The organism is Micromonospora sp. C97 (assembly GCF_018070385.1).
GTDB classification, from domain to species: Bacteria; Actinomycetota; Actinomycetes; order Mycobacteriales; family Micromonosporaceae; genus Micromonospora; species Micromonospora parva.
Genome location: NZ_JAGPXU010000020.1, coordinates 46414 through 70891, shown reverse-complemented (window position 1 = coordinate 70891; position 24478 = coordinate 46414). Strand labels below are relative to the sequence as shown.

General features: G+C 71.8%; 17 protein-coding genes and 1 tRNA gene. 12 read left to right on the top strand and 6 right to left on the bottom strand.

All coding sequences use genetic code 11. The annotated features are described in order from the left end of the window. Positions 1-11: 11 nt before the first annotated feature. On the bottom strand, positions 12-437 hold the full coding sequence (locus KBX26_RS23110; protein WP_210866404.1) for a VOC family protein: 426 nt from the start codon (positions 435-437) through the stop codon (positions 12-14). A gap of 107 nt (positions 438-544) precedes the next feature. Here KBX26_RS23110 and KBX26_RS23105 point away from each other — a divergent pair, with 107 nt between their 5' ends. Next, the gene (locus KBX26_RS23105; protein ID WP_210866403.1) at positions 545-1519 is read left to right on the top strand and encodes a YafY family protein; all 975 of its coding nucleotides are present in this window, start codon (positions 545-547) and stop codon (positions 1517-1519) included. A 340-nt stretch (positions 1520-1859) separates the two neighbouring features. Here KBX26_RS23105 and KBX26_RS23100 read toward each other — a convergent pair. The 4 genes from KBX26_RS23100 to KBX26_RS23085 all read right to left on the bottom strand — a co-directional run bounded on the left by KBX26_RS23100 (position 1860) and on the right by KBX26_RS23085 (position 4578). Continuing rightward, positions 1860-1934, bottom strand: a tRNA-Arg gene (locus KBX26_RS23100). A 92-nt stretch (positions 1935-2026) separates the two neighbouring features. Then, positions 2027-2722, bottom strand: a complete 696-nt coding sequence (locus tag KBX26_RS23095) for a winged helix-turn-helix domain-containing protein (RefSeq protein ID WP_030333124.1) — start codon at positions 2720-2722, stop codon at positions 2027-2029. A 363-nt stretch (positions 2723-3085) separates the two neighbouring features. Continuing rightward, entirely contained in the window at positions 3086-3760 is a 675-nt protein-coding gene (locus tag KBX26_RS23090) for a DUF305 domain-containing protein (protein WP_210866402.1), read from the bottom strand. An 8-nt stretch (positions 3761-3768) separates the two neighbouring features. Beyond that, positions 3769-4578, bottom strand: coding sequence for a DUF3105 domain-containing protein (locus KBX26_RS23085; RefSeq protein WP_030333127.1), 810 nt, complete (start codon positions 4576-4578; stop codon positions 3769-3771). A gap of 97 nt (positions 4579-4675) precedes the next feature. On the opposite strand from KBX26_RS23085, the gene argS reads away from it, so the two are divergent. From argS to KBX26_RS23035, 10 genes are all read left to right on the top strand, one after another. Next, positions 4676-6343, top strand: coding sequence for an arginine--tRNA ligase (gene argS / locus KBX26_RS23080; RefSeq protein WP_210858011.1), 1668 nt, complete (start codon positions 4676-4678; stop codon positions 6341-6343). 1 nt (position 6344) lies between these two features. Then, positions 6345-7730, top strand: coding sequence for a diaminopimelate decarboxylase (gene lysA, locus KBX26_RS23075; RefSeq protein ID WP_210858010.1), 1386 nt, complete (start codon positions 6345-6347; stop codon positions 7728-7730). Between the two features lie 8 nt (positions 7731-7738). Beyond that, positions 7739-9049 (top strand): homoserine dehydrogenase, encoded by a 1311-nt coding sequence (locus tag KBX26_RS23070; protein ID WP_030333133.1) that lies wholly within the window; start codon positions 7739-7741, stop codon positions 9047-9049. 140 nt (positions 9050-9189) lie between these two features. Beyond that, positions 9190-10239 (top strand): threonine synthase, encoded by a 1050-nt coding sequence (gene thrC / locus KBX26_RS23065; RefSeq protein WP_030333136.1) that lies wholly within the window; start codon positions 9190-9192, stop codon positions 10237-10239. Positions 10240-10368: 129 nt separating this feature from the next. Beyond that, complete coding sequence (locus KBX26_RS23060) at positions 10369-13656, top strand: efflux RND transporter permease subunit (RefSeq protein WP_210866401.1); 3288 nt, start codon at positions 10369-10371, stop codon at positions 13654-13656. A 126-nt stretch (positions 13657-13782) separates the two neighbouring features. Further along, complete coding sequence (locus tag KBX26_RS23055; RefSeq protein ID WP_247680972.1) at positions 13783-14631, top strand: polysaccharide deacetylase family protein; 849 nt, start codon at positions 13783-13785, stop codon at positions 14629-14631. An 11-nt stretch (positions 14632-14642) separates the two neighbouring features. Continuing rightward, entirely contained in the window at positions 14643-15887 is a 1245-nt protein-coding gene (locus tag KBX26_RS23050) for an MFS transporter (protein WP_210866400.1), read from the top strand. Between the two features lie 64 nt (positions 15888-15951). Further along, positions 15952-16896 carry a homoserine kinase gene (gene thrB / locus KBX26_RS23045; protein WP_030333142.1) on the top strand — a complete coding sequence of 315 codons (945 nt, stop codon included), beginning with the start codon at positions 15952-15954 and terminating at the stop codon, positions 16894-16896. Between the two features lie 296 nt (positions 16897-17192). Then, on the top strand, positions 17193-19403 hold the full coding sequence (rho, locus tag KBX26_RS23040) for a transcription termination factor Rho (protein ID WP_210866399.1): 2211 nt from the start codon (positions 17193-17195) through the stop codon (positions 19401-19403). A 158-nt stretch (positions 19404-19561) separates the two neighbouring features. Then, positions 19562-23035: a phosphodiester glycosidase family protein gene (locus KBX26_RS23035; protein WP_210859543.1), complete on the top strand. Its 3474-nt coding sequence runs from the start codon at positions 19562-19564 to the stop codon at positions 23033-23035. A 45-nt stretch (positions 23036-23080) separates the two neighbouring features. Here KBX26_RS23035 and KBX26_RS23030 read toward each other — a convergent pair whose 3' ends face one another. Next, positions 23081-23977 carry an AAA family ATPase gene (locus KBX26_RS23030; RefSeq protein ID WP_030333148.1) on the bottom strand — a complete coding sequence of 299 codons (897 nt, stop codon included), beginning with the start codon at positions 23975-23977 and terminating at the stop codon, positions 23081-23083. A 275-nt stretch (positions 23978-24252) separates the two neighbouring features. On the opposite strand from KBX26_RS23030, the gene rpmE reads away from it, so the two are divergent. Then, positions 24253-24477 carry a 50S ribosomal protein L31 gene (gene rpmE / locus KBX26_RS23025; RefSeq protein WP_030333150.1) on the top strand — a complete coding sequence of 75 codons (225 nt, stop codon included), beginning with the start codon at positions 24253-24255 and terminating at the stop codon, positions 24475-24477. Position 24478: the final 1 nt, after the last annotated feature.

Below are 24478 nucleotides of genomic sequence, written 5' to 3'. Positions count from 1 at the left end.
GCTCCTTCTGGTCAGGCGGGGTCGTACTCGACGGCGACATCGAGCACCCAGGTGACGCCGAACGGATCGGTGAGCATGCCGTAGAGGGGAGCCCAGCCAGCGGGTGCGAGGTCGACCAGGACAGTCGAGCCCTCACTCAGCTTCTTCCAGTAGCCGGTGATCTCGTCGGCGTCGCTGCCCCGGACCGAGACGAAGAACGGGCTCTCGCCCTGGCTCCACGGCCGCGCCGACGGCACGTCGTACGCCATGATCTGGAAGCCCTCGGCGGACGTGACCTGACCCCACATGATCTGGTCGGCCTCGTCCGGGTTCTGCACGTTGTGGGCGTCGGCGTAGGTCACCGCTGCGAGGTCCCCGCCGAAGACGGACCGGTAGAAACCGAGGGCGGCCCGCGCGTTGCCCCGAAGGTTGATGTGCGCGACGGTGTTGATGCTCATTGCTGCTCCTCGTGTGACGTCGCCCGTGGCTGTTGCCCGGGCGTGACGCCGACGATGGCAGGGGTAGCGGTCAGGTTGTGGCCGCTACCTGGAGCAGACTCGGATGCATGGCCACGACCTCCGCGAGACTGCTGTCGCTGCTCTCGCTCCTCCAGGCCCGACGTGACTGGCCGGGCGGCCTCCTGGCCGAGAGGCTGGACGTGAGCCCGCGAACGGTGCGACGCGATGTCGACCGGCTGCGCGAGCTCGGCTACCCGATCAGAGCCTTCAAGGGGCCGGACGGCGGGTACCGGCTCGACGCCGGCGCCCGACTGCCACCGCTGCTGTTCGACGACGAGCAGGCCGTCGCGATCGCCGTCGCACTCCAGGTGGCAGCCCTCTCCGGCGCGGACATCCAGGAGGGCGCGACGCGAGCGCTGAACACCATGCGGCAGGTCATGCCCAGCCGACTGCGGCACCGCATCGACGCCCTCCAGGTCACCGCCGTCGGACAACCCGCCACCGGGTCGGACTCCCCGGTCGACCGCACCGTGCTGACAGCCCTCGGCGCGGCCGTCCACGCCCACGAGGTTCTGCGCTTCGACTACGGCTCGACGAGCGCCACCACCGACGCGCCGCCCCGCCGCGTGGAGCCCCACCACCTCGTCACCTGGAAGGGGCGCTGGTATCTCGTCGCCTGGGACCTCGACCGAGACGACTGGCGAACCTTCCGCTGTGACCGGGTCAGCCCGCGTACCCCGACCGGGCCACGCTTCACCCCACGACGACTGCCCAGGGGAGACGTGGCCACGTACGTCACGGGCCGCTTCCGAGGTTCCACCGACACCTCGGCGTGGCCCTGCGTGGGGGAGGTCATCCTCGGCCTTCCCGCCGCCGCCGTCGCCGCGTACACCCGCGACGGGCTTGTCGAAGAACTCGGCCCCGACCGCTGCAAGCTCGTACAGGGCTCCTGGTCCTGGGTCGGCCTCGCCGCCGCGCTCGGCAGGTTCGACGCGGACATCGAGGTGATCGGGCCCGCAGAGCTCAAGGCCGCCTTCGGGGGACTCGCCCGCCGCTACGCCGACGCGGCCCGTCCGAGCTAGACGCTCGGCGGCCGTGCGCGTTGTGTCGTCGCGGCGGCGACGACCCCACAGCTGGCGGTGATCAGCCCTGACGTACCCGGGCACGGATGAGGTGACGGACGCGCCGCTACCGCTGAGGTGACACTCGAAGCGGAGCGGTACGGGAGGGCGGAGCGGCGAACCGGAAGCGTGGAGCTGGCCGATGCGGTGCTTCCCCTGGTCAGGCGTGGCAGCTGCACCGACGCACGGGCTCAGGTCCACCCAGGCGACCCGTTCCGGGCTTCGGCGAGCGGAAACGCAAAACCGGGCGCGTGGAGGCTGTGTGCCCCTGCGCCCGGCAGTGTCGGGTAAAACTGTTTCCTGGTGCCCCCGGCAGGATTCGAACCTGCGCCCCCGCCTCCGGAGGGCGGTGCTCTATCCCCTGAGCTACGGGGGCTCAGCGACTGGAGAAGACTAGCAAACCTCTTCCGCGTACGCCGAATCGGTATCGGGTGAGCCGATCGTGTCGGCAACCGGCTCACCCGGTGCTCAGGCCGCCGCGATCGCCCGCCCGCAACTGGGCAGCGGGTGCAGGACGATCCGCCGGGGAAGCCGACGTGGCCACTCGTTGCGCGGCCAGGAGCCGTCCACGATCAGGTGCACGGTGCGCTGCTCCTCGCCGCTGAGCCGCAGCACGAAGTCGCGGGGAAGCGGCGGGTCCACCGTCGGCGTGGTGATCATGAAGCGCACCCGGCCACGGGACGAGACCGCGGAGATCACGTCCGCTGCCGGCATGGTGCCACGCAGTCGGACCCGCCCGATCCAGTACACCTCCGCGAGGTGCTCCTGCGCGGCCCGGGTGATCGCCGGGTAGTCACTGCGGACCCACCGCTCGACCGCGCTGACGCAGAGCCCGCAGGCGCGCTCGCGCGGCTCGCGCGGACCCAACCCCCAGGCCCGCAGGTACGCCCCGACCGCACCAGGGTCCAACGGCAGGTCGAAGCGCCGCTGGATGAGCGTGGTGAGGCTCTGCCGCGTCCACAGCTCCTCGTCCAGGCCGAACTCGTCGGGGTGGACGCCCCGCAGCGTGTCGATCAACTCGAGTTCCTGTTCGCGGCTGAGCATTCCCGGCTCGCCCTGCCGCTGTCCGCGACGGACGGCTGCCACCGCCCCGTCACCACCGATGGTGTGGCGTCGGCACCAACTGGTGACCGAACGCCGTGCGTCTCTGAGTGCAACCCCCACGTCTTGGGCAACGAGCCCGAATCGCAACTGGTCACGATATGTGGGGAGAAAACTCTCTAAGCAACGTAATCGCCCGTGCCTCGCGATAGCCCCACAAGGGACAAAGAGTATCTTTCGGGGCGCAAGCCACCGAGTGTGCGCCTTGATCGACTCGGGTTTCAAGAAGTCGTGGTGTCCCGCTCACGACGACACCCCAGTTTCCTGAAACCCGAGTCGATCATGGGCGGGGCTGGGCATGGGTTGGGCGCGGGCAATGGGCCGGGTGCGTGGGCCGAGTATGGGCAGGTATGGGTGGTACGGGTCGGGCCCGCGTCCCGCCATCGTGCGGCGGAGACGCGGGCCCGGTGTGTGCCCGTGGGTCGGTCAGCCCTTGGCTGCCTGCGCCTGGAGTTGCCGGAGGTTGTTCAGTTCGGTCTGCTGGGTGGCCTTCATGGTGTTCGCCACCCGCAGCACCTCGTCGTTGTCGGTAGCGCCGAGCGCCGCGTCGATCATGTGGATGCCGCCCAGGTGGTGGTCGTACATCAGGGCCAGGAACTGCCGGTCGACATCGATGCCCTGAGCCTCGCGCAGGGCGGTCATCTGTTGCGGCGTGGCCATGCCGGGCATCAGACCGTCGGTGACGGTGGCGCCGTCGGACATCCACGACATCGGCGGCTTCGACCCGGTCGGGCTGAGACCCCACTCGCGCAGCCAGGTCTGCATGGCGCCGATCTCGCCCTGCTGCCCGGTGGCGATGTCGACAGCGATCTGCCGCACCTCGGGGAGGGTCGCCGACCGGTACGCGATCAGGCTCATCTCCACCGCCTGCGCGTGGTGGGTGGTCATGTCCCGGGCGAAGCCCGCCTCGACCGAGGCGTCACCGGGTTGGGTGAGTCGCGGGGTGAGCAGACCGCCCGCGTACCCGAGGAGGAGCCCCACCACCAGCATGACGGCGAGCGCCAGCACGCCGTAGCGCGACGCCGGGGCCCGGCCACCCTCGTCCGGGGTGGCCGGGATGTCGTCGTCGTGCTCGCTGTCGGTGGTCGCCGGAGCGGTCATTGCGGTCCTTACTGGGTGGGCTGCTGCTGAAGCTCACGCGGCGTGGTGCCGGTGGCGGTGATGCCGGTGTTGCAGAGCGCCGTCGGGCCCTCGACGGAGGCGTTCACCCGCAGGTCCTTGATGAACTCGTCGATCCGCGAGTCGTCGGCGTTGTCGACCTTGAGCTGGTAGCCCCAGGCCTGCAGCGAGATCGGCTTGTCCAGGCCCTCGTACGGGCTCATGAAGGTCTTCTCGACGCCGCGCACCTTGCCGGCGAGCTTGTCGACCTGGTCCTTCGGCAGGTCGGGGCGGTAGGTGATCCACACCGCGCCGTGCTCCAGGCTGTGCACCGCGTGCTCGTTGGCGATCGGGGCGTCGTACACGTCGCCCATGCAGTTCTGCCAGGCGGCGTTGTGCACCCCACCCACCGGAGGCGAGTAGTTCCAGGTCAGCGGACCCGACTTGTGCGACTCGTACTTCAGGCTGTCCGGGTCGGACTTGCGGATGTTGACGATGCCGTCGATGGCGTTGGCCCGCTTGTCCCACGGCTTGGAGCCCTGGAAGGTCGCCCAGGCGCCGTACCCGACGATCGCCACGAAGAGCACACCCACGGCGACGAAGAGCGCGATCGGACCCCAGGCGCGGCCCTGGCTCACCTTGACCGGGGTGACCGGCTTGCGCGGGCCCTTGCCGCCGGCCCGGGGAGAGCCTGCCGGCTTGCCCGTCGGCTTGCCGGAGCCGGCCTTGGCGCCGGACGCCGGCCGGCCGGCGGCCGGCTTCTTGCCGGTGCTGACCACGGTCGGGCGGCGCTCAGGGCCACCCGGGGTGCTGATGCTCATCGTGCCTCGTCAAGTCGGTCGGTCAGGGGAGTGGCGGGCCGGATGACGCGCAGGGGAGCCGCCGAGTGCCCGAGTCTACCCCCGATAACATGGATGGGTGACTCCTGCAGAACTAGCCTCGGTCGTCCTTGCCGCCGCCCACGCCGTCTTCGACCAGCGTGGCCTCGACCGCGCCGCGTTGCCGGCGAGCACGGTGGTGGAGCGACCGCGCAACCCCGAGCACGGCGACTACGCCTCGACGCTCGCGCTGCAGTTGAGCAAGAAGGTGGGCGTCCCGCCCCGGGAGTTGGCGACGGCCCTGGCCGACGAGCTGGGTCGGGCGGCGGGTGTGAAATCGGTGGAAATCGCCGGGCCGGGCTTCCTGAACATCCGGCTCGACGCCGCTGCCGCCGGTCAACTCGCGCGGATGATCGTCGAGGCCGGCTCGGAGTACGGCCACAGCGACCGGCTCGCCGGCGAGAAGATCAACCTGGAGTTCGTCTCGGCCAACCCGACCGGGCCGGTGCACATCGGCGGGGTCCGTTGGGCGGCCGTCGGTGACGCGCTGAGCCGGCTGCTGCGGGCCACCGGCGCGCAGGTCGGCACGGAGTACTACTTCAACGACGCCGGTTCGCAGATCGACCGGTTCGCCCGGTCGCTGCTCGCCGCGGCCAAGGGCGAGCCTGCTCCGGAGGACGGTTACGGCGGGGCGTACATCGCCGAGATCGCCAGCGAGGTGCAGGCCCGCCGGCCGGAGGTGCGCTCGCTCGACGACGACGCCGCCCAGGAGATCTTCCGGGTCGAGGGCGTCGCGCTGATGTTCGACGAGATCCGCAGCTCGCTGCGCGACTTCGGGGTGGAGTTCGACACCTACTTCAACGAGAAGGACCTGCACGACCGGGGTGAGTTGGACCTCGCCCTGGCCCGGCTGCGCCAGCAGGGGCACCTGTACGAGTCCGAGGGCGCCACCTGGCTGCGTACCACCGACTTCGGTGACGACAAGGACCGGGTACTGCGCAAGTCCAACGGCGAGTGGACGTACTTCGCCGCGGACTGCGCCTACTACCTGGACAAGCGCGAGCGCGGCTTCGAGCGGGTCGTGATCATGCTGGGTGCCGACCACCACGGCTACATCGGCCGGATGAAGGCGATGTCCGCCTGCTTCGGCGACGACCCGGAGCGCAACCTGGAGATCCTCATCGGGCAGCTGGTCAACCTGCTGCGCGACGGCGCCCCGATGCGGATGAGCAAGCGGGCCGGCACGGTGATCACCCTGGAGGACCTGGTCGAGGCGATCGGCGTGGACGCCGCCCGGTACGCGTTGGCCCGTTACTCCAGCGACTCGCCGATCGACATCGACATCGAGCTGTGGACCCGGGCGACCCGCGACAACCCGGTCTACTACGTGCAGTACGTGGCCGCCCGGACGGCGGGCGTGGCCCGCAACGCCGCCGAGGTGGGGCTGGTTCCGGGTGACGCCGAGGCGTTCCGCCCCGAGCTGCTCGACCACGAGAAGGAGAACGAGCTGCTCAAGGCGCTCGCCGAGTTCCCGGCGGTGGTGGCCACCGCCGCCGAGCTGCGCGAGCCGCACCGGGTGGCCCGCTACCTGGAGGAGAACGTGGCTGCCTCCTACCACCGGTTCTACGACAACTGCCGGGTGCTGCCGCTGGGCGACGAGGAGGTCACCGACCTGCACCGCGCCCGGCTCTGGCTCAACAACGCCACCCGCACGGTGATCGCCAACGGTCTGCACCTGCTCGGCGTCTCCGCCCCCGAGAGGATGTGACATGCGCGCTCATGAGGCTGGTGCGCTGCACGCGGACATCAGCAACCAGGGGCCGGCCTGGCTGCGTACCCCTGCCGACGTCAACGCCCTCGTGCCGGCGCTGTGGCCGCGGTCGGTGACGCGTGGCGCGGACGGCGCTGTCGCCGTCGCGGGCCTGAGCGTCCGCGACATCGCTGCCGAGTTCGGCACCCCGGTGTACGTCCTGGACGAGGCCGACCTGCGCTCGCGCTGCCGCGACTTCCGGGCGGCCTTCCCGACCGAGGACGTCTACTACGCCGGTAAGGCGTTCCTCTGCCGGGCGGTGGTCCGGATGATCGCCGAGGAGGGGCTGCACCTGGACGTCTGCACCGGCGGCGAGCTGGCCACCGCGCTGTCGGCCGGGATGCCGCCGGAGCGGATCGGCTTCCACGGCAACAACAAGTCGGTCGCCGAGCTGGGCCGGGCGCTGGACGCCGGGGTGGGTCGCATCATCGTCGACTCGTTCACCGAGATCGACCGGCTCACCGCGCTGGCCCGCGAGCGCGGGGTCCGGCCCCGGGTGCTGGTCCGGGTCACCGTGGGCGTCGAGGCGCACACCCACGAGTTCATCGCCACCGCCCACGAGGACCAGAAGTTCGGCTTCTCGCTGGCTGGCGGGGCCGCCGCCAACGCCGCGTTCAAGATCCTCGACGAGGGTGTGCTGGAGCTGCGCGGTCTGCACTCGCACATCGGCTCGCAGATCTTCGACGCCAGCGGCTTCGAGGTCTCGGCCCGTCGGGTGCTCGCCCTGCAGGCCCAGATCCGCGACGCGCGCGGGGTGGAGCTTCCCGAGCTGGACCTCGGCGGCGGGTTCGGCATCGCGTACACCACCCAGGACGACCCGGCGACACCGCAGGATCTGGCCAAGCGACTTCGCAAGATCGTCGATTCGGAGTGCGCGGTGGAGAACCTGGCAGTGCCGCACCTGTCGATCGAGCCGGGCCGGGCCATCGTCGGGCCGGCCGTGTTCACCCTCTACGAGGTCGGCACGGTCAAGGATCTCGACGGCCTCCGGACGTACGTCAGCGTCGACGGGGGGATGAGCGACAACATCCGCACCGCCCTGTACGACGCGTCCTACTCGGCGACGCTGGCCTCGCGCGCCTCGACCGCGCAGCCGTTGCTCGCCCGCGTGGTGGGAAAGCACTGTGAGTCCGGGGACATCGTGGTGAAGGATGAATTCCTGCCCGCCGACGTGCAGCCCGGAGATCTTGTCGCAGTGCCCGGCACCGGTGCGTACTGCCGAAGCATGGCCAGCAACTACAACCATGTGCCCCGGCCACCGGTGGTCGCGGTGCGCGACGGCCAGGCGCGCCTGATCGTCCGGCGGGAAACCGAAGAGGACCTGCTCGCATTGGATGTTGGATGACGTCACCTGTGCGCTTGGCGCTGCTCGGCTGTGGCACTGTCGGCCAGGAGGTGGTCCGGCTGCTGCACGAGCAGTCGGCCGACCTGGCCGCGCGGATCGGCGCTCCGCTGGAGATCGCCGGCATCGCCGTCCGCCGGCTCGGCCGCGACCGGGGTGACCTGCCGGTCGCCGAGGACCTGTTCACCACCGACGCGCTCGGCCTGATCAAGCGCGACGACGTCGACGTGGTGGTCGAGGTGGTCGGTGGCATCGAGCCGGCCCGCAGCTGGCTGGTCGAGGCGCTGCGCGCCGGCAAGAGCGTGGTCACCGCCAACAAGGCGCTGCTCGCCGAGGACGGGGTGGCCCTGCACGAGGCGGCCGCCGAGGGCGGCGGCGACCTCTACTACGAGGCGTCGGTGGCCGGGGCCATCCCGCTGCTGCGCCCGCTGCGCGAGTCGCTGCACGGCGACCGGATCAACCGGGTCACCGGCATCGTCAACGGCACCACCAACTTCATCCTCTCCGCGATGGACGCGACCGGCGCCGGCTTTGCCGAGGCCCTCGACGAGGCCACCGCCCTGGGGTACGCGGAGGCCGACCCGACCGCCGACGTGGAGGGCTTCGACGCGGCGGCGAAGGCGGCGATCCTCGCCTCGTTGGCGTTCCACACCCGGGTCGGCGCCGCCGACGTGCATCGCGAGGGCATCACCGAGGTGACCGCCGCGGACATGGCCAGCGCCCAGGCGATGGGCTGCACGATCAAGCTGCTCTGCATCGCGGCCCGGGGCGTGGACCCCACCGGCCGGGAGACGGTCAGCGTCCGGGTGCACCCGGCGATGATCCCCCGCAGCCACCCGCTGGCCAGCGTCGGTGACGCGTTCAACGCGGTCTTCGTGGAGGCGGACGCCGCCGGGCAGCTGATGTTCTACGGTCGGGGCGCCGGCGGAGCGCCCACCGCCAGCGCGGTGCTCGGCGACGTGGTCGCGGTGTCCCGTAACCGGCTCGCCGGGGTGCGCGCGGCCAGCGAGAGCGCGTACGCGGACCTGGCGGTCCGGCCGATGGGTGAGGCGTTGACCCGCTACCACGTGAGCCTCGACGTGGCCGACCGCCCGGGTGTGCTGGCGTCGGTGGCGAGCGTGTTCGCCCGGCACGACGTGTCGATCGCGACGGTGCGGCAGGGCTCGGCCGGCGGACCGGCGGGCCGCGACGGCGACGCCGAGTTGGTCATCGTCACGCATGTGGCCCCGGACGCCGCGCTCGCGGCGACCGTCGGCGAGCTGCGCGGGCTGGACATCGTCCGGTCGGTGACCAGCGTGCTGCGGGTCGAGGGCGACGCCTGAGTCGTTGCATCATCGACGGCACGGCTCGCGCGTCCCGTCAGGTGGGTACGCCGGGGTGTGCCATCGACCGCTCCGGCAGGCTGGTCCAAGGTGGCCGTGACGCTCGGGTGGGCGCGGCGGTAGAGGCGAGGAGAAACGACATGTGGCGGGGTCTGATCGAGGCGTACCGGGATCGGCTGCCGGTCACCGCGGCCACGCCGGTCGTCACGCTGCACGAGGGGAACACCCCGTTGTTGCCGGCGCCGGTGCTGTCCGCCCGGCTCGGTTGCGACGTGTACCTGAAGGTGGAGGGTGCCAACCCGACCGGCTCCTTCAAGGACCGGGGGATGACCCTCGCGGTGTCCAAGGCGGTCGAGGCCGGCAACAAGGCCATCATCTGCGCCTCCACCGGCAACACCAGCGCCTCCGCCGCGGCGTACGCGGCTCGGGCCGGGTTGACCTGTGCCGTGCTGGTGCCGCAGGGCAAGATCGCGTTGGGCAAGTTGGCCCAGGCGCTGGTGCACGGCGCGAAGCTGTTGCAGGTCAACGGCAACTTCGACGACTGCCTCGCGACGGCCGCCAAGCTCGCCCAGGACTACCCGGTCGCGCTGGTCAACTCGGTCAACATCGACCGTCTGCACGGGCAGAAGACCGCCGCCTTCGAGATCGTCGAGGCGCTCGGTGACGCGCCCGACATCCACTGCCTGCCGGTCGGCAACGCCGGCAACATCTCCGCGTACTGGATGGGATATTCGGAGGAGACGGCGGCCGGTGCCACCACCCGGACGCCGAAGATGTACGGCTTCCAGGCCGCCGGGGCGGCCCCGATCGTGACCGGCCAGGTGGTGCCGGAGCCGTCGACGATCGCCACCGCGATCCGGATCGGCAACCCGGCGAGCTGGACCAAGGCGTTGGATGCCCGGGACGCCTCCGGTGGCCTGATCGCGTCGGTGACCGACCGCGAGATCCTGTCCGCGTACCGCCTGCTCGCCCGCGAGGTGGGGGTCTTCGTCGAGCTGGGCAGCGCGGCCAGCGTGGCCGGTCTGCTCCAGCAGGGTGCGGCGGGCGCGGTGCCGCCCGGTTCCACTGTCGTGTGCACGGTGACCGGTCACGGGTTGAAGGACCCGGAATGGGCGATTTCCACCGCACCGGCGCCGGTGACCATCGGGAACGACCCGCTGGCGGCGGCTCGCGCCCTCGACCTCGCCTGAGCGCGCCACCGTCCTGGTGGTGATCGACGGCGGGCGGGCGGCCCGGGGGCGGCGGGGGTCGAGGTAGGCGAGTCCGGCACACTTTCGGGTATCCCCGCCCGCATTCTCGTTCAGGAGTGAGCCAGGCCGATGTCGCTGCTCGCCAGATTCAGCCTCGCCAACCGAGGGCTGATCGCCCTCATCGCGGTGGTGACCACGGTGTTCGGAGCGTTCGCCGTGCCGTCGCTGAAGCAGCAACTGCTGCCGTCGCTCGAGTTCCCGGCCGCGTTCATCGTGGCCCCCTACCCCGGCGCCGGCCCCGAGATCGTCGAGTCCCAGGTGACCGAGCCGATCGAGAACGCCCTGCAGGGCATCCCCGGGCTGGACAAGATCACCTCCACGTCCCGCGAGGGGGCGGCCACCGTCCAGGTGATGTACGAGTTCGGCACCGACCTGGACGACGTGGTCAACAAGATGCAGACCGCGTTGAGCCGCATCGACGCCCAGCTGCCGGAGGGCGTGGACCCGCAGGTCATCGCGGGTAGCACCGACGACCTCCCGGCGGTGGTGCTGGCCGCGGCCGGCACCGGGGACGAGCGGGCGCTCGCCGAGAAACTGCGCGCCACAGTGGTGCCGGAGCTGGAGGGCATCGAGGGGGTACGCACCGTCGAGGTGACCGGCGACCGGGACGACGTGGTGGTGGTCACCCCGGACCCGGCGAAGCTGGCCGCCGCGAAGATCCAACCGACGGCGATCGGCGCGGCGCTGAAGACCAACGGCGTGGCGGTGCCGGCCGGCGCGGTGACCGACGGCACACTGGCCCTCCCGGTGCAGGTCGGTACGCCGATCGCCACCCTGGAGGAGCTGCGCGGCATCGTGATCGCCCCGGCGGCGGCACCGGTGCGACTCGGTGACGTGGCGACCGTCGAGCAGCAGCTCGCTCCGGCCACCGCGATCACCCGTACCAACGGCAAGGACAGCCTCGGTGTCGCGATCACCGCGGCCCCGGACGGCAACGCCGTGCAGATCTCGCACGAGATCCGTGACCGGCTCGACGACCTGAAGGACGCCTCCGGCGCGGAGCTGACGGTGGTCTTCGACCAGGCGCCGTTCGTCGAGAAGTCGATCGAGTCGCTGACCACCGAGGGCCTGCTGGGCCTGGTGATGGCGGTCATCGTCATCCTGGTCTTCCTGCTGTCGGTGCGCTCGACGGTGGTCACCGCGGTCTCCATCCCGCTCTCCGTGCTGGTGGCGCTGATCGCCCTGTGGATCGGTGACTACTCGCTCAACCTGCTCACCCTCGGCGCGTTGACAATCGCTGTCGGTCGGGTGGTCGACGACTCGATCGTGGTGTTGGAGAACATCAAACGACACCTGGAGTACGGCGAGGAGAAGCGGCACGCCATCATCACCGGGGTCCGGGAGGTGGCCGGTGCGGTGACCGCGTCCACCCTCACCACGGTGGCGGTGTTCGCGCCCATCGCGCTGGTCGGCGGGTTCGTGGGCCAGCTCTTCGCGCCGTTCGCGATCACCGTGACGGTGGCCCTGGTCGCCTCGCTGCTGGTGTCGCTGACCGTGATCCCGGTCCTCGCGTACTGGTTCCTCAAGCCGCCCAGCGGCACCGCCGACGACGAGGCGGTACGGCGCGGCGCGGAGGAGAAGGAGCTGCGCAACCCGTTGCAGCGGGGCTACCTGCCGGTGATCGGCTTCGCCACCCGCAAGCGGTCCACCCGCTGGATCACCGTCGGGCTCGGCCTGCTGGTGCTCTTCGGCACCTTCGGCCTGTCGCAGAAGTTGGAGACCAACTTCCTGGACGACTCCGGCCAGGACACCCTCAACATGAGCCAGGAGCTGCCGGCCGGCAGTGGTCTGGCGGCCACCGACGCGGCGGCCAAGCAGATCGAGTCGGTGCTGTCCCGCACCAAGGGCGTCAAGACGTACCAGGTGACCGCCGGCGGCGGGGACAACCCGTTCGGGGGTGGCGGCAACAACGTCGCCAACTGGTCGTTGGCGCTCGACGGTGACACCGACGCGAAGCAGATGCGTGAGGTGCTGCGCGAGGAGTTCGACAAGCTCGGCAGCGGGCTGGGCGAGATCAGCTTCGGTGGCGGGCAGGAGGCGTCGACCAGCCAGCTGGAGGTGATCGTCCAGGCCAGCGACCCGGAGGTGCTGGCCCGGGCCGCCGAGGAGGCCCGCACGGCGATGGCCGGGGTGCCGGACGTCGAGGACGTCACCACCAGCCTGGCCGCGCAGGTGCCGCGAGTCGACGTGACGGTCGACCGGGTCGCCGCCGGTCGGGTCGGGCTCACCGAGGCCGCCGTGGGGCAGTTGGTGTCGCAGGCGTTCCGGGGAGCGCCGCTGGGGCAGGTCACGCTCGACGGCCGGCAGCAGAACGTGGTGCTGCGGCTGGGCACGCAGCCGCCGACGACGGTGGAGGCGCTGCGGGCGCTGCCGGTGGGTCCGGTCACCTTGGGCGACATCGCGAAGGTCACCCAGGGCGAGGGGCCGCAGCAGGTCAGTCGGATCGACGGTGAGCGCAGCGTGTCGGTGACCGGCTCGGCGACCGGCTCGAACCTGGGCGCGACCAGCACTGAGTTGCAGAAGCGGTTGGACGGCATCAACGTGCCGGGTGCGAGCTTCACCATCGGTGGTGTCAGCGCGGATCAGGCGGACGCCTTCGCGGACCTGGGCCTGGCGGTGCTGGCCGCGATCGCGATCGTCTTCCTGATCATGGTGGCGACGTTCCGCAGCCTGACCCAGTCGCTGATCCTGCTGATCTCCATCCCGTTCGCGGCGACCGGTGCGATCGGCCTGCTGTTGGTCACCGGAACGCCGCTCGGCGTGCCGGCGCTGATCGGTGTGCTGATGCTGGTCGGCATCGTGGTGACCAACGCGATCGTGTTGCTCGACCTGATCAACCAGTACCGGGCGCAGGGCATGGGGGTTCAGGAGGCGGTGGTCGAAGGTGGCCGTCGCCGGCTGCGCCCGATCCTGATGACGGCGGTGGCGACCATCTTCGCGCTGCTGCCGATGGCGCTCGGGTTGACCGGTGAGGGCGGCTTCATCTCCCAGCCGCTGGCGGTCGTGGTGATCGGTGGTCTGCTCAGCTCGACGTTGCTCACGCTGATCCTGGTGCCGACGCTGTACACGATGGTGGAGCACACCAAGGAGTCGCTGCGCGCTCGGCGCGCACGGCGGCGCTCCGGGGGGTCGGCGGTGACCACCGTGGAGGCGGACGAGTCGCCAGCCCCGAACCAGGTCGCGGTGCCGAGCGGCGCGCCCGCGCCGGCCCCGGCCCCGGCCACCGCCGAAGGTGCGCAGCCGGCCGGGCGACCGGCGCCGTCGGCCGCGCTGGTGGAGGGCACGGACCAGTTCGAGGTGCTGCGGCTGCCCCGTAGCCGCACCTCGCCGCTGCCCCCGGCGGAGCCGACCGAGTAGGTCGCAGCGAGGTTCGGAACGCCCCCGGTGGATTTCTGCCGGGGGCGTTCCAGTTGTTTGAGCCGAAACACTCCGACCCGACCGCTCCGCACTTTGTGTAACTTCTTGCATACTCCTCGTAGATGGATGGGGGTGTGGGTGGAGCGGGGCGGGCGGATGGCCGAGGACGCGCGCGGGTGGGGGCGACGCGACCTGCTGCGCCGTGGCCTGCTGGTGGTGAGCGGTGTGGCCGTCGGCGCGGGGACGTCCGAGGCGTGGTGGAGCGGCCATCGCAAACTGCCGATCGCCGGTGGCCCCGCCAGCGCCACCCTCGGCAACGGTCAGCAGGATGTCGGCTCCGGCGCGCTGGAGGTCATCTGGTCGGCACCGACCAACCAGCGCCTGGTGGCGCTCACCTTCGACGACGGCCCGGCACCACAGTGGACTCCGATGGTGCTCGACACCCTGGCCGAGCACCGGGTTCCGGCCACCTTCTTCATGGTCGGGGCGCAGGTCCATCGGCACGCCGACGTCGTCCGCGACCGGCTCGGCGGGCACGAGGTGGGCAACCACAGCTGGCAGCACCGGGACCTGGCCGAACTGGACGCCGACGAGGCGTACGACGACCTGCGCCGCAGCCACGACGTGATCGCCGAGCTGACCGGGTCGCCGCCGGTGCTGCTCCGTCCGCCGTACGGCCACCTGGGCGGTGCGGTGCTGCACGCGGCGGCCCGACTGGACTACCGACTGGTGCTCTGGTCGCTGCAGATGGTGGAGCGTGAGTTCCCCGACGATCCGGCCGGCCACGCCCGGCGGATCGTGGCGGGCGTCCGGCCGGGAACGATCGTGCTCGGCCACGACGTGGGGGCGCGGCGGCGGCTTGTCGCACTGCGGGGCCTGACCGACATGATCAACGGGTTACGGTCGCGCGGCTACACCTTCGTCACGGTCTCGGCGCTGCTGGGAGCGGGTGTCGCGCCGCCACCGACCAGGTAGGGTCGCGCTCCGTGGCGTCCACCCTCTCGGTTCTGACCGGCAATCGGAGCTTCCGCAACCTCTTCCTCGCCGAGTTGGTGGTCTTCGGCGCCGACTGGTTCGTCATGGTGCCGCTGTTGGTGCTGCTGCCGCAGCTGACCGGCAGCGGCGTCTGGGGCGCGCTGGTGTTGGCGGTGGACACCGGCATCGTGGCGCTGCTGCTGCCGTACACCGGCACGATCGCCGACCGCTTCGACCGCCGGAAGATCATGATCGCCGCGAACGTGGCGGCGCTGGCGGGCGTGCTGCTGCTGCTCGGCGTGCGCAACGCGGCAACGGCGTGGCTGGCGCTGGTGGCGATCGGCGCGGTGGCGGTGGCCAAGGCGTTCTACTCGCCGGCGGCCCAGGCCGCGCTGCCCAACGTGCTGGAGCCGCACGAACTCGCCGCCGGCAACGCCGTCGCCGGCTCGGCCTGGGGCACCATGACCGTGGTCGGTGCCTCGCTCGGCGGCGTGCTGAGCACCGCTGCCGGCCCGTACGTCTGCTTCTGGGTGGCGGCGGCGGGCCTGGCGGTCGCCGCGGCCCTCGCCACCCGGATCCGCCGGCCGCTGCAGGTGCCCCGGGACGCCGACCAACCGCCCCAGCGGACCTGGTCCGCCGTCCGCGAGGCACTCGGCTACATCGGTCACCGCCCCCGGGTGCTGGCGCTGGTCACCGTGAAGTCGGCGGTGGGCCTGGGCAACGGCGTGCTGACCGTGTTCCCGCTGTTGGCCGGTGTCTACGGTGTCGGCCCGCTCGGCGCCGGCCTGCTCTTCGCGGTACGCGGCGCGGGAGCGTTGGTGGGGCCGATCCTGATGCGCCGGGTGCTGACCAACCGGGCCTGGCTGCTGCCCGGGCTGGCGTTGTCCATGTCGCTGTACGGCCTGTCCTACCTGGGCACCTCCGTCGTGCGCTGGTTTCCGTTGGTGCTGTTGCTGGTCTTCGTGGCGCACTTCGCGGGTGGCAGTAACTGGGTGATGTCGAACTTCGCCCTGCAGGGCGAGGTCCCGGACCGGCTGCGGGGCCGCGTCTTCGCCACCGACATGATGCTGGCGACGTTGGCGATCTCGGTGAGCCAACTGGCGGTGGCCCTGGTGGTGGACGTGGTCGACGAACGGGTGGTGCTCGCTGGCTGCGGTCTGATCACCCTCGTGTACGCGGTCGGTTGGCGGATCGCCACCCGCCGGCTCTCGCTCACCGATCCGGCCGCCGAGCCGGTCCCGGACCCGGCCGGCTGAGCTCGGCGATCCCAGGCAGCGGGCGCGGGCCCGGTTCGTCGGTCCCGGGCCCTAGCATGAGCGCGTGCCGACGAACTTCACCGCCGAGTCGGTCCGGGTCCGCGTCCCGGCGACCAGCGCCAACCTGGGCCCGGGATTCGACGCGCTGGGCCTCGCCCTCGGGCTCTACGACGACCTGGCCGCCGAGGTCGCGCCGAGCGGTGTCCGGGTGACAGTGACCGGGCAGGGCGCCGGTGAGCTGCCCGACGACGACAGACACCTGGTGGTGCGGGCCATGCGCGCCGCGTTCGACGTGCTGGGGGCCCAACCCGGCGGGCTGAGCGTGCAGTGCGTCAACCGGATCCCGCAGGCGCGTGGGCTGGGCTCCTCGTCCGCCGCGATCGTCGCCGGGGTGCTGCTGGCCCGGGCCCTCGTCGTCGACGGGGAGCACCGCCTCGACGACGCCGGCACGCTGCGGCTGGCCGCCGAGATCGAGGGTCACCCCGACAACGTGGCACCGTGCCTGCTCGGCGGTTTCACGGTGGCCTGGTCCGAGCCGGGCGGTGCCCGGGCGGTGTCCCTGCCGGTCGCCGACGCGGTGCGGCCCACTGTTTTCGTCCCGGCGGAACGCGGACTGACAGCGACCGCGCGGGCGGCCCTGCCGGCCACCGTGCCGCATGGTGACGCCGCGTTGACGGCAGGGCGGGCGGCCCTGCTGGTGCACGCGCTCACCACGGACCCGGCCCTGCTGCTGCCGGCCACCGTCGACCGGCTCCACCAGGACTATCGCGCAGCCGGGATGCAGGGCACGTCTTCGCTGGTCAACGCGTTGCGCGCGGCGGGTGTGGCAGCTGTGGTCAGTGGGGCGGGGCCGACTGTCCTGGCGCTCAGCGAGCCGCCAGCGGACTTCCCGCTGGGAACAGACTGGGAGATCTGGCAGTTACCGATAGACGTCAGCGGCGCGCGGGTCGCCCGGGGTACACTTGGACACGCCGAGCGGGACCCTGTTGCCGCAGGTCGGAAGAGTTGATTACGCTCTAGACCTAGCACAGCCGCGAAGCACGCGATCTCCTGCGGGGCGGCGCACCCCCGAAGCTCTCGGCGGTCAGCCCGTCTACCCCTGCCCAAGGCCCACGCCGCGCCGCAGTTTCCACAGGTCGCCGCAGACGGCGAGACCTGCTCACCGACGTTGGTGAGTCGGGATACCGACCGGCTGCTGTGTCACAGACTCCCGCGACGCGTCCTTGCGAGGCGGGTGCACCGAGGCCGCCCGGCCACCTGAGTTCCGACTCCGGGCAGTCCCGGCCTATCGAGGGAAGGAATCCATTGAGCGACACCACCGACGTGACGTCGGATGTTTCCAACGTCGCTGGCGATGCCACCGCCGCCGCTCCCGCCCGTCGTCGGCGTAGCGGCACCGGTCTGTCGGCGATGCTGCTGCCAGAGCTGCAGAGCCTGGCTGCGTCGCTCGGCATCTCCGGCACGGCTCGCATGCGCAAGGGCGAGCTGATCGCCGCGATTTCCGAGCGGCAGGGCGGCAACGCCGCCGGGACCCCTCGACCACGGGCCGAGGTCGCGGCCGCAGCCGCGCCGACCCGTGAGGGGGTGCGGGCCGAGGTGCGGGAGACCGCCGACCGGCCGGCAGCCGAGGGTCGACGCGGTGCCGAAGAGGCGCCGGCCGAGCCGGCCGCCGAGACCGAGGGCCGTAGTCGCACCCGGCGCAGCCGGACCGCGGCGGCGGAGGCCCGTGCCACCGAGGCGCGCCCCGCCGAGGCGCGGGCGACCGAGGCACGTCCCGCTGAGGCGCGGGCGACCGAGGCGCGGGCGACCGAAACCCGTGGCGACGAGGCGGAAGCCGGCGAGCGTGCCGACCGCGGCGAGACCCGTCGCGACCGGGCCGAGCGTCCGGAGCGCGGTGAGCGTGCCGAGCGCGGTGAGCGTGCCGACCGGGGTGAGCGTGCCGACCGGGGTGAGCGTGCCGACCGGGGCGAGCGTGCCGACCGGGGCGAGCGTGCCGAGCGCGGTGAGCGTGCCGAGCGCGGTGAGCGTGTCGACCGGGGCGAGCGTGTCGACCGGGGCGAGCGAGCCGACCGGGGCGAGCGCAACGACCGGAGCGAGCGGGCCGAGCGTACCGACCGGGGCGAGCGCAACGATCGTGGTGAGCGTGCCGACCGGGGTGAGCGGGCCGAGCGCAACGACCGCCAAGACCGCGGTGACCGCAACGACCGCAACGACCGTGGTCAGCGGGCCGAGCGGGACAGCGACGACGACGACGGCGAGGGCGGCGGCCGGCGCGGCCGGCGCAGCCGTTTCCGGGACCGTCGCCGCGGGCGCGGCGAGCGCGCCGAGACCGGTGCCGACACCGGCGGGCGTGAGCCGCAGGTCAGCGAGGACGACGTGCTCGTCCCGGTGGCCGGCATCATCGACGTGCTCGACAACTACGCCTTCGTGCGGACGACCGGTTACCTGGCCGGCCCGAACGACGTGTACGTCTCGATGTCCCAGATCAAGAAGTACGGCCTGCGCCGTGGTGACGCGATCACCGGTGCGGTGCGGGCGGCCCGTGAGGGTGGCAACAGCGGTGACCAGCGGCGCGACAAGTACAACCCGCTGATGCGGCTGGACACGATCAACGGGATGGAGCCGGAGGAGGCGCGGCGTCGTCCGGAGTTCTACAAGCTCACTCCGCTCTACCCGCAGGAGCGCCTGCGGTTGGAGACCGAGCCGCACATCCTGACCACCCGGGTCATCGACCTGGTCATGCCGATCGGCAAGGGCCAGCGGGCACTCATCCAGTCTCCGCCCAAGGCGGGTAAGACGATGGTGCTGCAGGCGATCGCGAACGCGATCACCCGCAACAACCCGGAGTGCCACCTGATGGTGGTGCTGGTCGACGAGCGGCCCGAAGAGGTCACCGACATGCAGCGGTCGATCAAGGGCGAGGTCATCGCGGCCACGTTCGACCGTCCGCCGCAGGACCACACCACGGTGGCGGAGCTGGCCATCGAGCGGGCCAAGCGCCTCGTCGAGCTGGGGCACGACGTCGTCGTGCTGCTCGACTCGGTGACCCGGCTCGGTCGGTCGTACAACCTGGCGGCACCGGCCAGCGGCCGGATCATGTCGGGTGGTATCGACTCCACCGCGCTGTACCCGCCGAAGCGCTTCCTCGGCGCGGCCCGCAACATCGAGAACGGCGGGTCGCTGACCATCATCGCCACGGCGCTGGTGGAGACCGGTTCCATGGCGGACACGGTCATCTTCGAGGAGTTCAAGGGCACGGGCAACGCCGAGTTGAAGCTGGACCGGAAGATCGCCGACAAGCGGACCTTCCCGGCCATCGACATCAACCCGTCCGGTACGCGTAAGGAAGAGGTCCTGCTCGCACCGGAAGAGCTGGCCATCATCCACAAGCTCCGGAAGGTGCTGCACTCGCTGGATTCGCAGGCGGCGATGGATCTCCTGCTGGACCGGCTCAAGCAGTCCCGCACGAACATCGAGTTCCTGATGCAGATCGCGAAGTCGACGCCGGGGGAGTGACCCTCCTGCGCTGACCGACGAAGGGGCACGGCCGTTGTGGTCGTGCCCCTTCGTCATGTCCCCAGCCCGATCCCCCCGATGATGTCATTGTGGAGTTTTCCTTCGCTTCAGTCCAGGGGTCTTGAAACTTCTATTCAGGACCGGGTTGACTGTCGTCCATGCGTACCCGCAGACGATCCGCCCGCCGCACCGGCGTCCTGCTGCTGACGCCACTGCTCTCGCTGGCCGCGCCGCTGCCGGCCACCGCCGCCCCGCCGGCCCCGTCCACCGTCGCCCCGTCCACCCTCGCCGAGGACGCGCCGTCCGCGTCGTCGTGGCCGTTCGGTTCCGTCGGGCTGGTCACCGACCCCGCCGCGACCGCCTCGACCTCGGCCACCGACGGTCTGGAGCCGGCCGGCGGACTGGAGACCACGAAGACCACCCGACCGGTCGCCCCGGGCGTGCAGCTCACCTCCTTCGACCGGTACGACGCCGACGGCTGGCTGCGCGCCGACGCCCTCACCACCGACCTCGCCGGTGGGTCCACCGTCGACTACGTCAACTCCGGGGCGGTCAGCCGGGCCGAGCCCCTGCGCACGGCGGCGGACGCCACGCGGGCTGTCGCCGCCGTCAACGGTGACTTCTTCGACATCAACAACTCCGGTGCCGCCCAGGGCGTCGGCATCCGCGACGGCGAGCTGATCCAGTCGGCGGTCGGCGGCCACCACAACGCGGTGGCGGTCACCACGAGCGGGCTCGGCCGGGTGATCGAGGTGAACTTCGACGGCAGCGCCACCCTGCCCACCGGGCCGGTGCCGCTGACCCAGTTCAACAACATGGTGCAGGCCGACGGCATCGGCGCGTTCACCGAACTCTGGGGGACGTACTCCCGGCAGCGGGCGGTGGAGGGCGCGGCCCGGGTGGTCGAGGTCACCGTCTCCGGCGGTCGGGTGACCGGGGTGAGCGCTGTGGCCGGCAGCGGACCGATCGCCGCCGGCAGCACCGTGCTGCTCGGCCGGGACGCCGGTGCGGACGCCCTCGCCGGTCTTCGCCCCGGTGACCCGGTGACGGTGGCCTGGCGTCCGAAGCCGTCCGACGGCAGCAGCCTGCACGCTGCCGTCGGAGGCGGCAACGTGCTGGTCCGCGACGGCGTCGTCCAGAGCATCGCCGACCCGACGCTGGCTCCGCGCACCTCCGTCGGCTTCAGCGCCGACGGGCGAAAGATGATCATGTTGACGGTGGACGGCCGGCAGGTCGACAGCCGCGGCGTGACGCAGACCGAGATGGGCCGGATGATGGCCGAACTCGGTGCCCACCACGCGCTCAACCTCGACGGAGGCGGCTCGTCCACGCTGCTGGCCCGGGAGCCGGGCGCACCGGCTGTGCAGGTGGAGAACGGCCCGTCGGACGGGACCGAGCGGGCCGTGCCCAACGGCCTGGCCATCTACGCGCCGAAGGGCAGCGGCCGGCTCACCGGCTACTGGGTCGAGACGGCCAGCGACCCCACCGCCGCCCCGGGCATCTCGCCGGTGCGCGGCGGCCGGCCCGACCGGGTTTTTCCCGGTCTGACCCGCGTCCTCACGGCCGCCGGCTACGACGAGACGTACGGCCCGGCGGCCGGCGCCCCCAGCTGGCGGGTGACCCCGGCGGTACGCGGCCGGGTCGGCGGTGACGGGGTGTTCCACGCCGGCACACCGGGGGCCAGCACGGTCACCGCGGCACGTGGCCGCGCCACCGGCTCGCTGGGTCTCACCGTGCTCGGCCCGCTGACCCGGATCGGCGCCACCGTGCCGCGCGTCGGGCTGACCGGGCGGGATGGCAACGCGGTGGTCGGCGTGGTCGGGTACGACGGCGACGGCAACACCGCGCCGATCGAGCCGGCCGACCTGACCCTCGACTACGACAGGGACCTGCTACGGATCACTCCGACCGCGGACGGCAACCTCGCGGTCAGCGCGCTGCGGGACACCGGCTCCGCCCTGGTCACCGTGCACGTCGGACGGAGCAGCACCGTCCTGCCGGTCACCGTCGGGCTGACCGACGTGCCGGTGGCCGGCTTCGACGACGCCGGATCCTGGCGGTTCAGCCAGGCCCGCGCCAGCGGGTCGGTAGCGCCGACACCGGGGCACACCGGCACGGGCCTGCGGATGACGTACGACTTCAGCCAGTCCACCGGCACGCGGGCCGCGTACGCCGACCCGCCGGCCTGGATCGAGGTGCCCGGCCAGCCGCAGGCGTTCGGCATGTGGATCCACGGCAACGGCACCGGGGAGTGGCCGAGCCTGCACCTGCACGACGCCCAGGACACCCAGCACGTGCTGCGCGGACCACTGATCACCTGGACAGGCTGGCGGTACGTGGAGTTCGCGGTGCCGGCCGGGGTGCAGTACCCGGTGCGGGTGCGCCGGTTCTACGTGGCCGAGACGAACGCCGCGGCGCAGTACACCAGCGAGGTGATCATCGACGACCTGGTGGCGAAGGTGCCCCCGACCGTCGACGTGCCGGCGGTGCCGCCGCGTACCGATCGGGTGGTGGTCCGCGACGGCACCGTGGACGGCGCGCCGTGGCGGTTCGCGGTGCTCTCCGACGCCCAGTTCGTCGCCGCCGACCCGGACAGTGACCTGGTCGCCCAGGCCCGCCGGACGCTGCGCGAGGTCAAGGCCGCCAGGCCGGACTTCCTGCTGATCAACGGTGACTTCGTGGACACTGCCTACCCGGCCGACTTCGCGCTGGCCAAGCGCATCCTCGCCGAGGAACTGGGAGACGCCCTGCCCTGGTACTACGTGCCCGGCAACCACGAGATCATGGGCGCGCCGATCAGCAACTTCGAGGCCGCCTTCGGTGCCACCTCACGGGTGTTCGACCACAACGGCACCCGGTTCGTCACGCTGAACTCGTCCACCGGGACCTTGCGCGGCGGAGGCTTCGACCAGGTGCGGATGCTGCGCGAGACGCTGGACGCGGCGGCCACCGACCGACGCGTGGGTTCGGTCGTCGTGCTGCACCACCACCCGGCGCGCGACCCCAGCCCGGCGCAGGCCAGCCAGCTCGGTGACCGCAAGGAGGCGGCGCTGCTGGAGCAGTGGATGGCCGACTTCCAGCACCGCACCGGAAAGGGCGCGCTGTTCGTGGGCGGGCACGTCGGCACGTTCCACGCCGACCGGGTGGACGGGGTGCCCTTCGTCATCAACGGCAACGCCGGCAAGACGCCATCCACCCCCGCCGACCAGGGCGGCTTCACCGGCTGGACGGAGTTCGGCGTGGACCCGGTCACCCCGGCCGAGGCCGAGCGCGCCCGCCGGAACCCGCTCGCCGAGGGGCCGGCCTGGGTGGACGCGGAGTTCCACGCGCACGCCGACCGGCTCACGGTGACCGCCCCGGCCAGCGTCGCGGTGGGCACCCCGGTGTCGGTCAGCGCCACGCTGACCCAGCCCGGCGGGCGTACGGTCCCGGTGGCCGCGCCGGTCAGCGCCGACTGGTCCGGGTCGCCGCAGGTGCACATCGGCTCGGCGGCGGGGGTGCGCCAGTGGCACACCGCCCGCTTCGACCCGGCCACCGGCACCCTGACGGCACTGCGGTCCGGCGTGCCGATACGCCTGACTGTCACTGTCAACGGCCTCAGCGCCGAGGCCACCATCGCCCTCACCCGGTGAGCAGCGGGCGGGGCCCTTCCGGCGCGGAGGGCCCCCGCCCGGGGCTCAGAAGTCCCCCTCGGCCACCTGGAAGACGGTGAGGCCGAGGGCCCGCCACATCTGGACCACCTGGACGCGGTCGTCGAAGACGCCGGCCACCCGGTAACGGTCCCGGATCTCCCGGTCGTAGATCTCCCGCTTGACGATCGAGTCCTTGCGGGAGTCACCGACCGCCCGCAGGTGCAGACCCAGGTAGGGCACTCGTACGTGCCGGGCCAGCCAGGCCTCGGTGGCCGCGCGGGCGGAGGCGTCGCGCCCCGAGCAGAAGACCACGCCGTACCCGGCGGCGTGCATCGCCCGGACCGCCGCGATCACCGCCGGGTTCGGCTGGTCCTCGCCCACCCGGGTCATGTCGTACGGGCTGCGGGAGACGGCCAGCGCGACGGTGCCGTCGATGTCCACCAGAACGATCTCCGGTGGCTCGGTCGACGACGGGTGCACGGTGCCGGGGCGTCCGGTACGTGCCTGTGGCACCGGCAACGGCAGGGTGCGCCCCCGCAGGTACCGCTCGTGCAGCCGGCGGATCGCGTCCGCACCCACCTGGTCGGCGGCCGGACGGGCGGCGTCGCGGCGCAGGCACTCGTCCAGCGGGACGTCGGTGAAGTCGTGCACCTCGAACTGCGCGCCGTGCCGGGCGGCCAGGTCGGCCCAGCCCCGCAGGGTCCGCGAGCGCAGGTTGGTGTCGTCCACGCAGACGTCCGCGCGGGCCCGCAGCAGCGCCTCGACCTGAGCCTGCTGCACGGCGGTCACCTGCGCCTCGGCCCACTGGGTGAACAACCGTTCGCCGTGCAGCATCCGGCGCAGATCGTCCCGGTTGACCCGCGCGACGGACGGCTGGAGCGTGCGGGCGAAGGTCGTCTTGCCCGAGGCGGGCAGTCCCCGGGTGGCGATCAGGCGGGTCATCGACGCACCTCCGGCTCGACGGGCGTACCCCGGCCGGGGTACCTGGCGGCGGTCCGCCGGGTGCGCGAATGCCCCGTCGGGCGGTGGGAATGCGGACGGGTAGGCACGTGTTGACGATGCCGGACGAGGTGTGCGGCCCGATTACCGGGTCGGCTCAGGCCCATGGCACACTGGTCAATCGGCCACCGGTTCCGGTTCACGCCCGAGCCCGTCGCGTACGGCGCGACGAGCGATGACGGCGACCCGGCGACCACCAACGAGAGGACCGAGGCGAGATGAAGGCAAACATCCACCCGGAGTACGTGACCACCGAGGTCAGCTGCTCCTGTGGCAACACGTTCACGACCCGCAGCACCGCCAAGGGCGGGGCGATCCACGCCGAGACCTGCAGCGCCTGCCACCCGTTCTACACCGGTAAGCAGCGCGTTCTCGACACCGCCGGCCGGGTCGCGAAGTTCCAGCAGAAGTACGCCAAGGTTCAGGCCAAGAAGGCCAAGTAGC

Bases quoted from the DNA above. Each gene is read 5' to 3' on its own strand.
- KBX26_RS23110 (WP_210866404.1), bottom strand. From the start codon at position 437: ATGAGCATCAACACCGTCGCGCACATCAACCTTCGGGGCAACGCGCGG.
- KBX26_RS23105 (WP_210866403.1), top strand. From the start codon at position 545: ATGGCCACGACCTCCGCGAGACTGCTGTCGCTGCTCTCGCTCCTCCAG.
- KBX26_RS23090 (WP_210866402.1), bottom strand. From the start codon at position 3,760: ATGACCGCTCCGGCGACCACCGACAGCGAGCACGACGACGACATCCCG.
- KBX26_RS23085 (WP_030333127.1), bottom strand. From the start codon at position 4,578: ATGAGCATCAGCACCCCGGGTGGCCCTGAGCGCCGCCCGACCGTGGTC.
- lysA (WP_210858010.1), top strand. From the start codon at position 6,345: ATGCGCGCTCATGAGGCTGGTGCGCTGCACGCGGACATCAGCAACCAG.
- thrC (WP_030333136.1), top strand. From the start codon at position 9,190: ATGTGGCGGGGTCTGATCGAGGCGTACCGGGATCGGCTGCCGGTCACC.
- KBX26_RS23060 (WP_210866401.1), top strand. From the start codon at position 10,369: ATGTCGCTGCTCGCCAGATTCAGCCTCGCCAACCGAGGGCTGATCGCC.
- KBX26_RS23055 (WP_247680972.1), top strand. From the start codon at position 13,783: ATGGGGGTGTGGGTGGAGCGGGGCGGGCGGATGGCCGAGGACGCGCGC.
- KBX26_RS23035 (WP_210859543.1), top strand. From the start codon at position 19,562: ATGCGTACCCGCAGACGATCCGCCCGCCGCACCGGCGTCCTGCTGCTG.
- KBX26_RS23030 (WP_030333148.1), bottom strand. From the start codon at position 23,977: ATGACCCGCCTGATCGCCACCCGGGGACTGCCCGCCTCGGGCAAGACG.
- rpmE (WP_030333150.1), top strand. From the start codon at position 24,253: ATGAAGGCAAACATCCACCCGGAGTACGTGACCACCGAGGTCAGCTGC.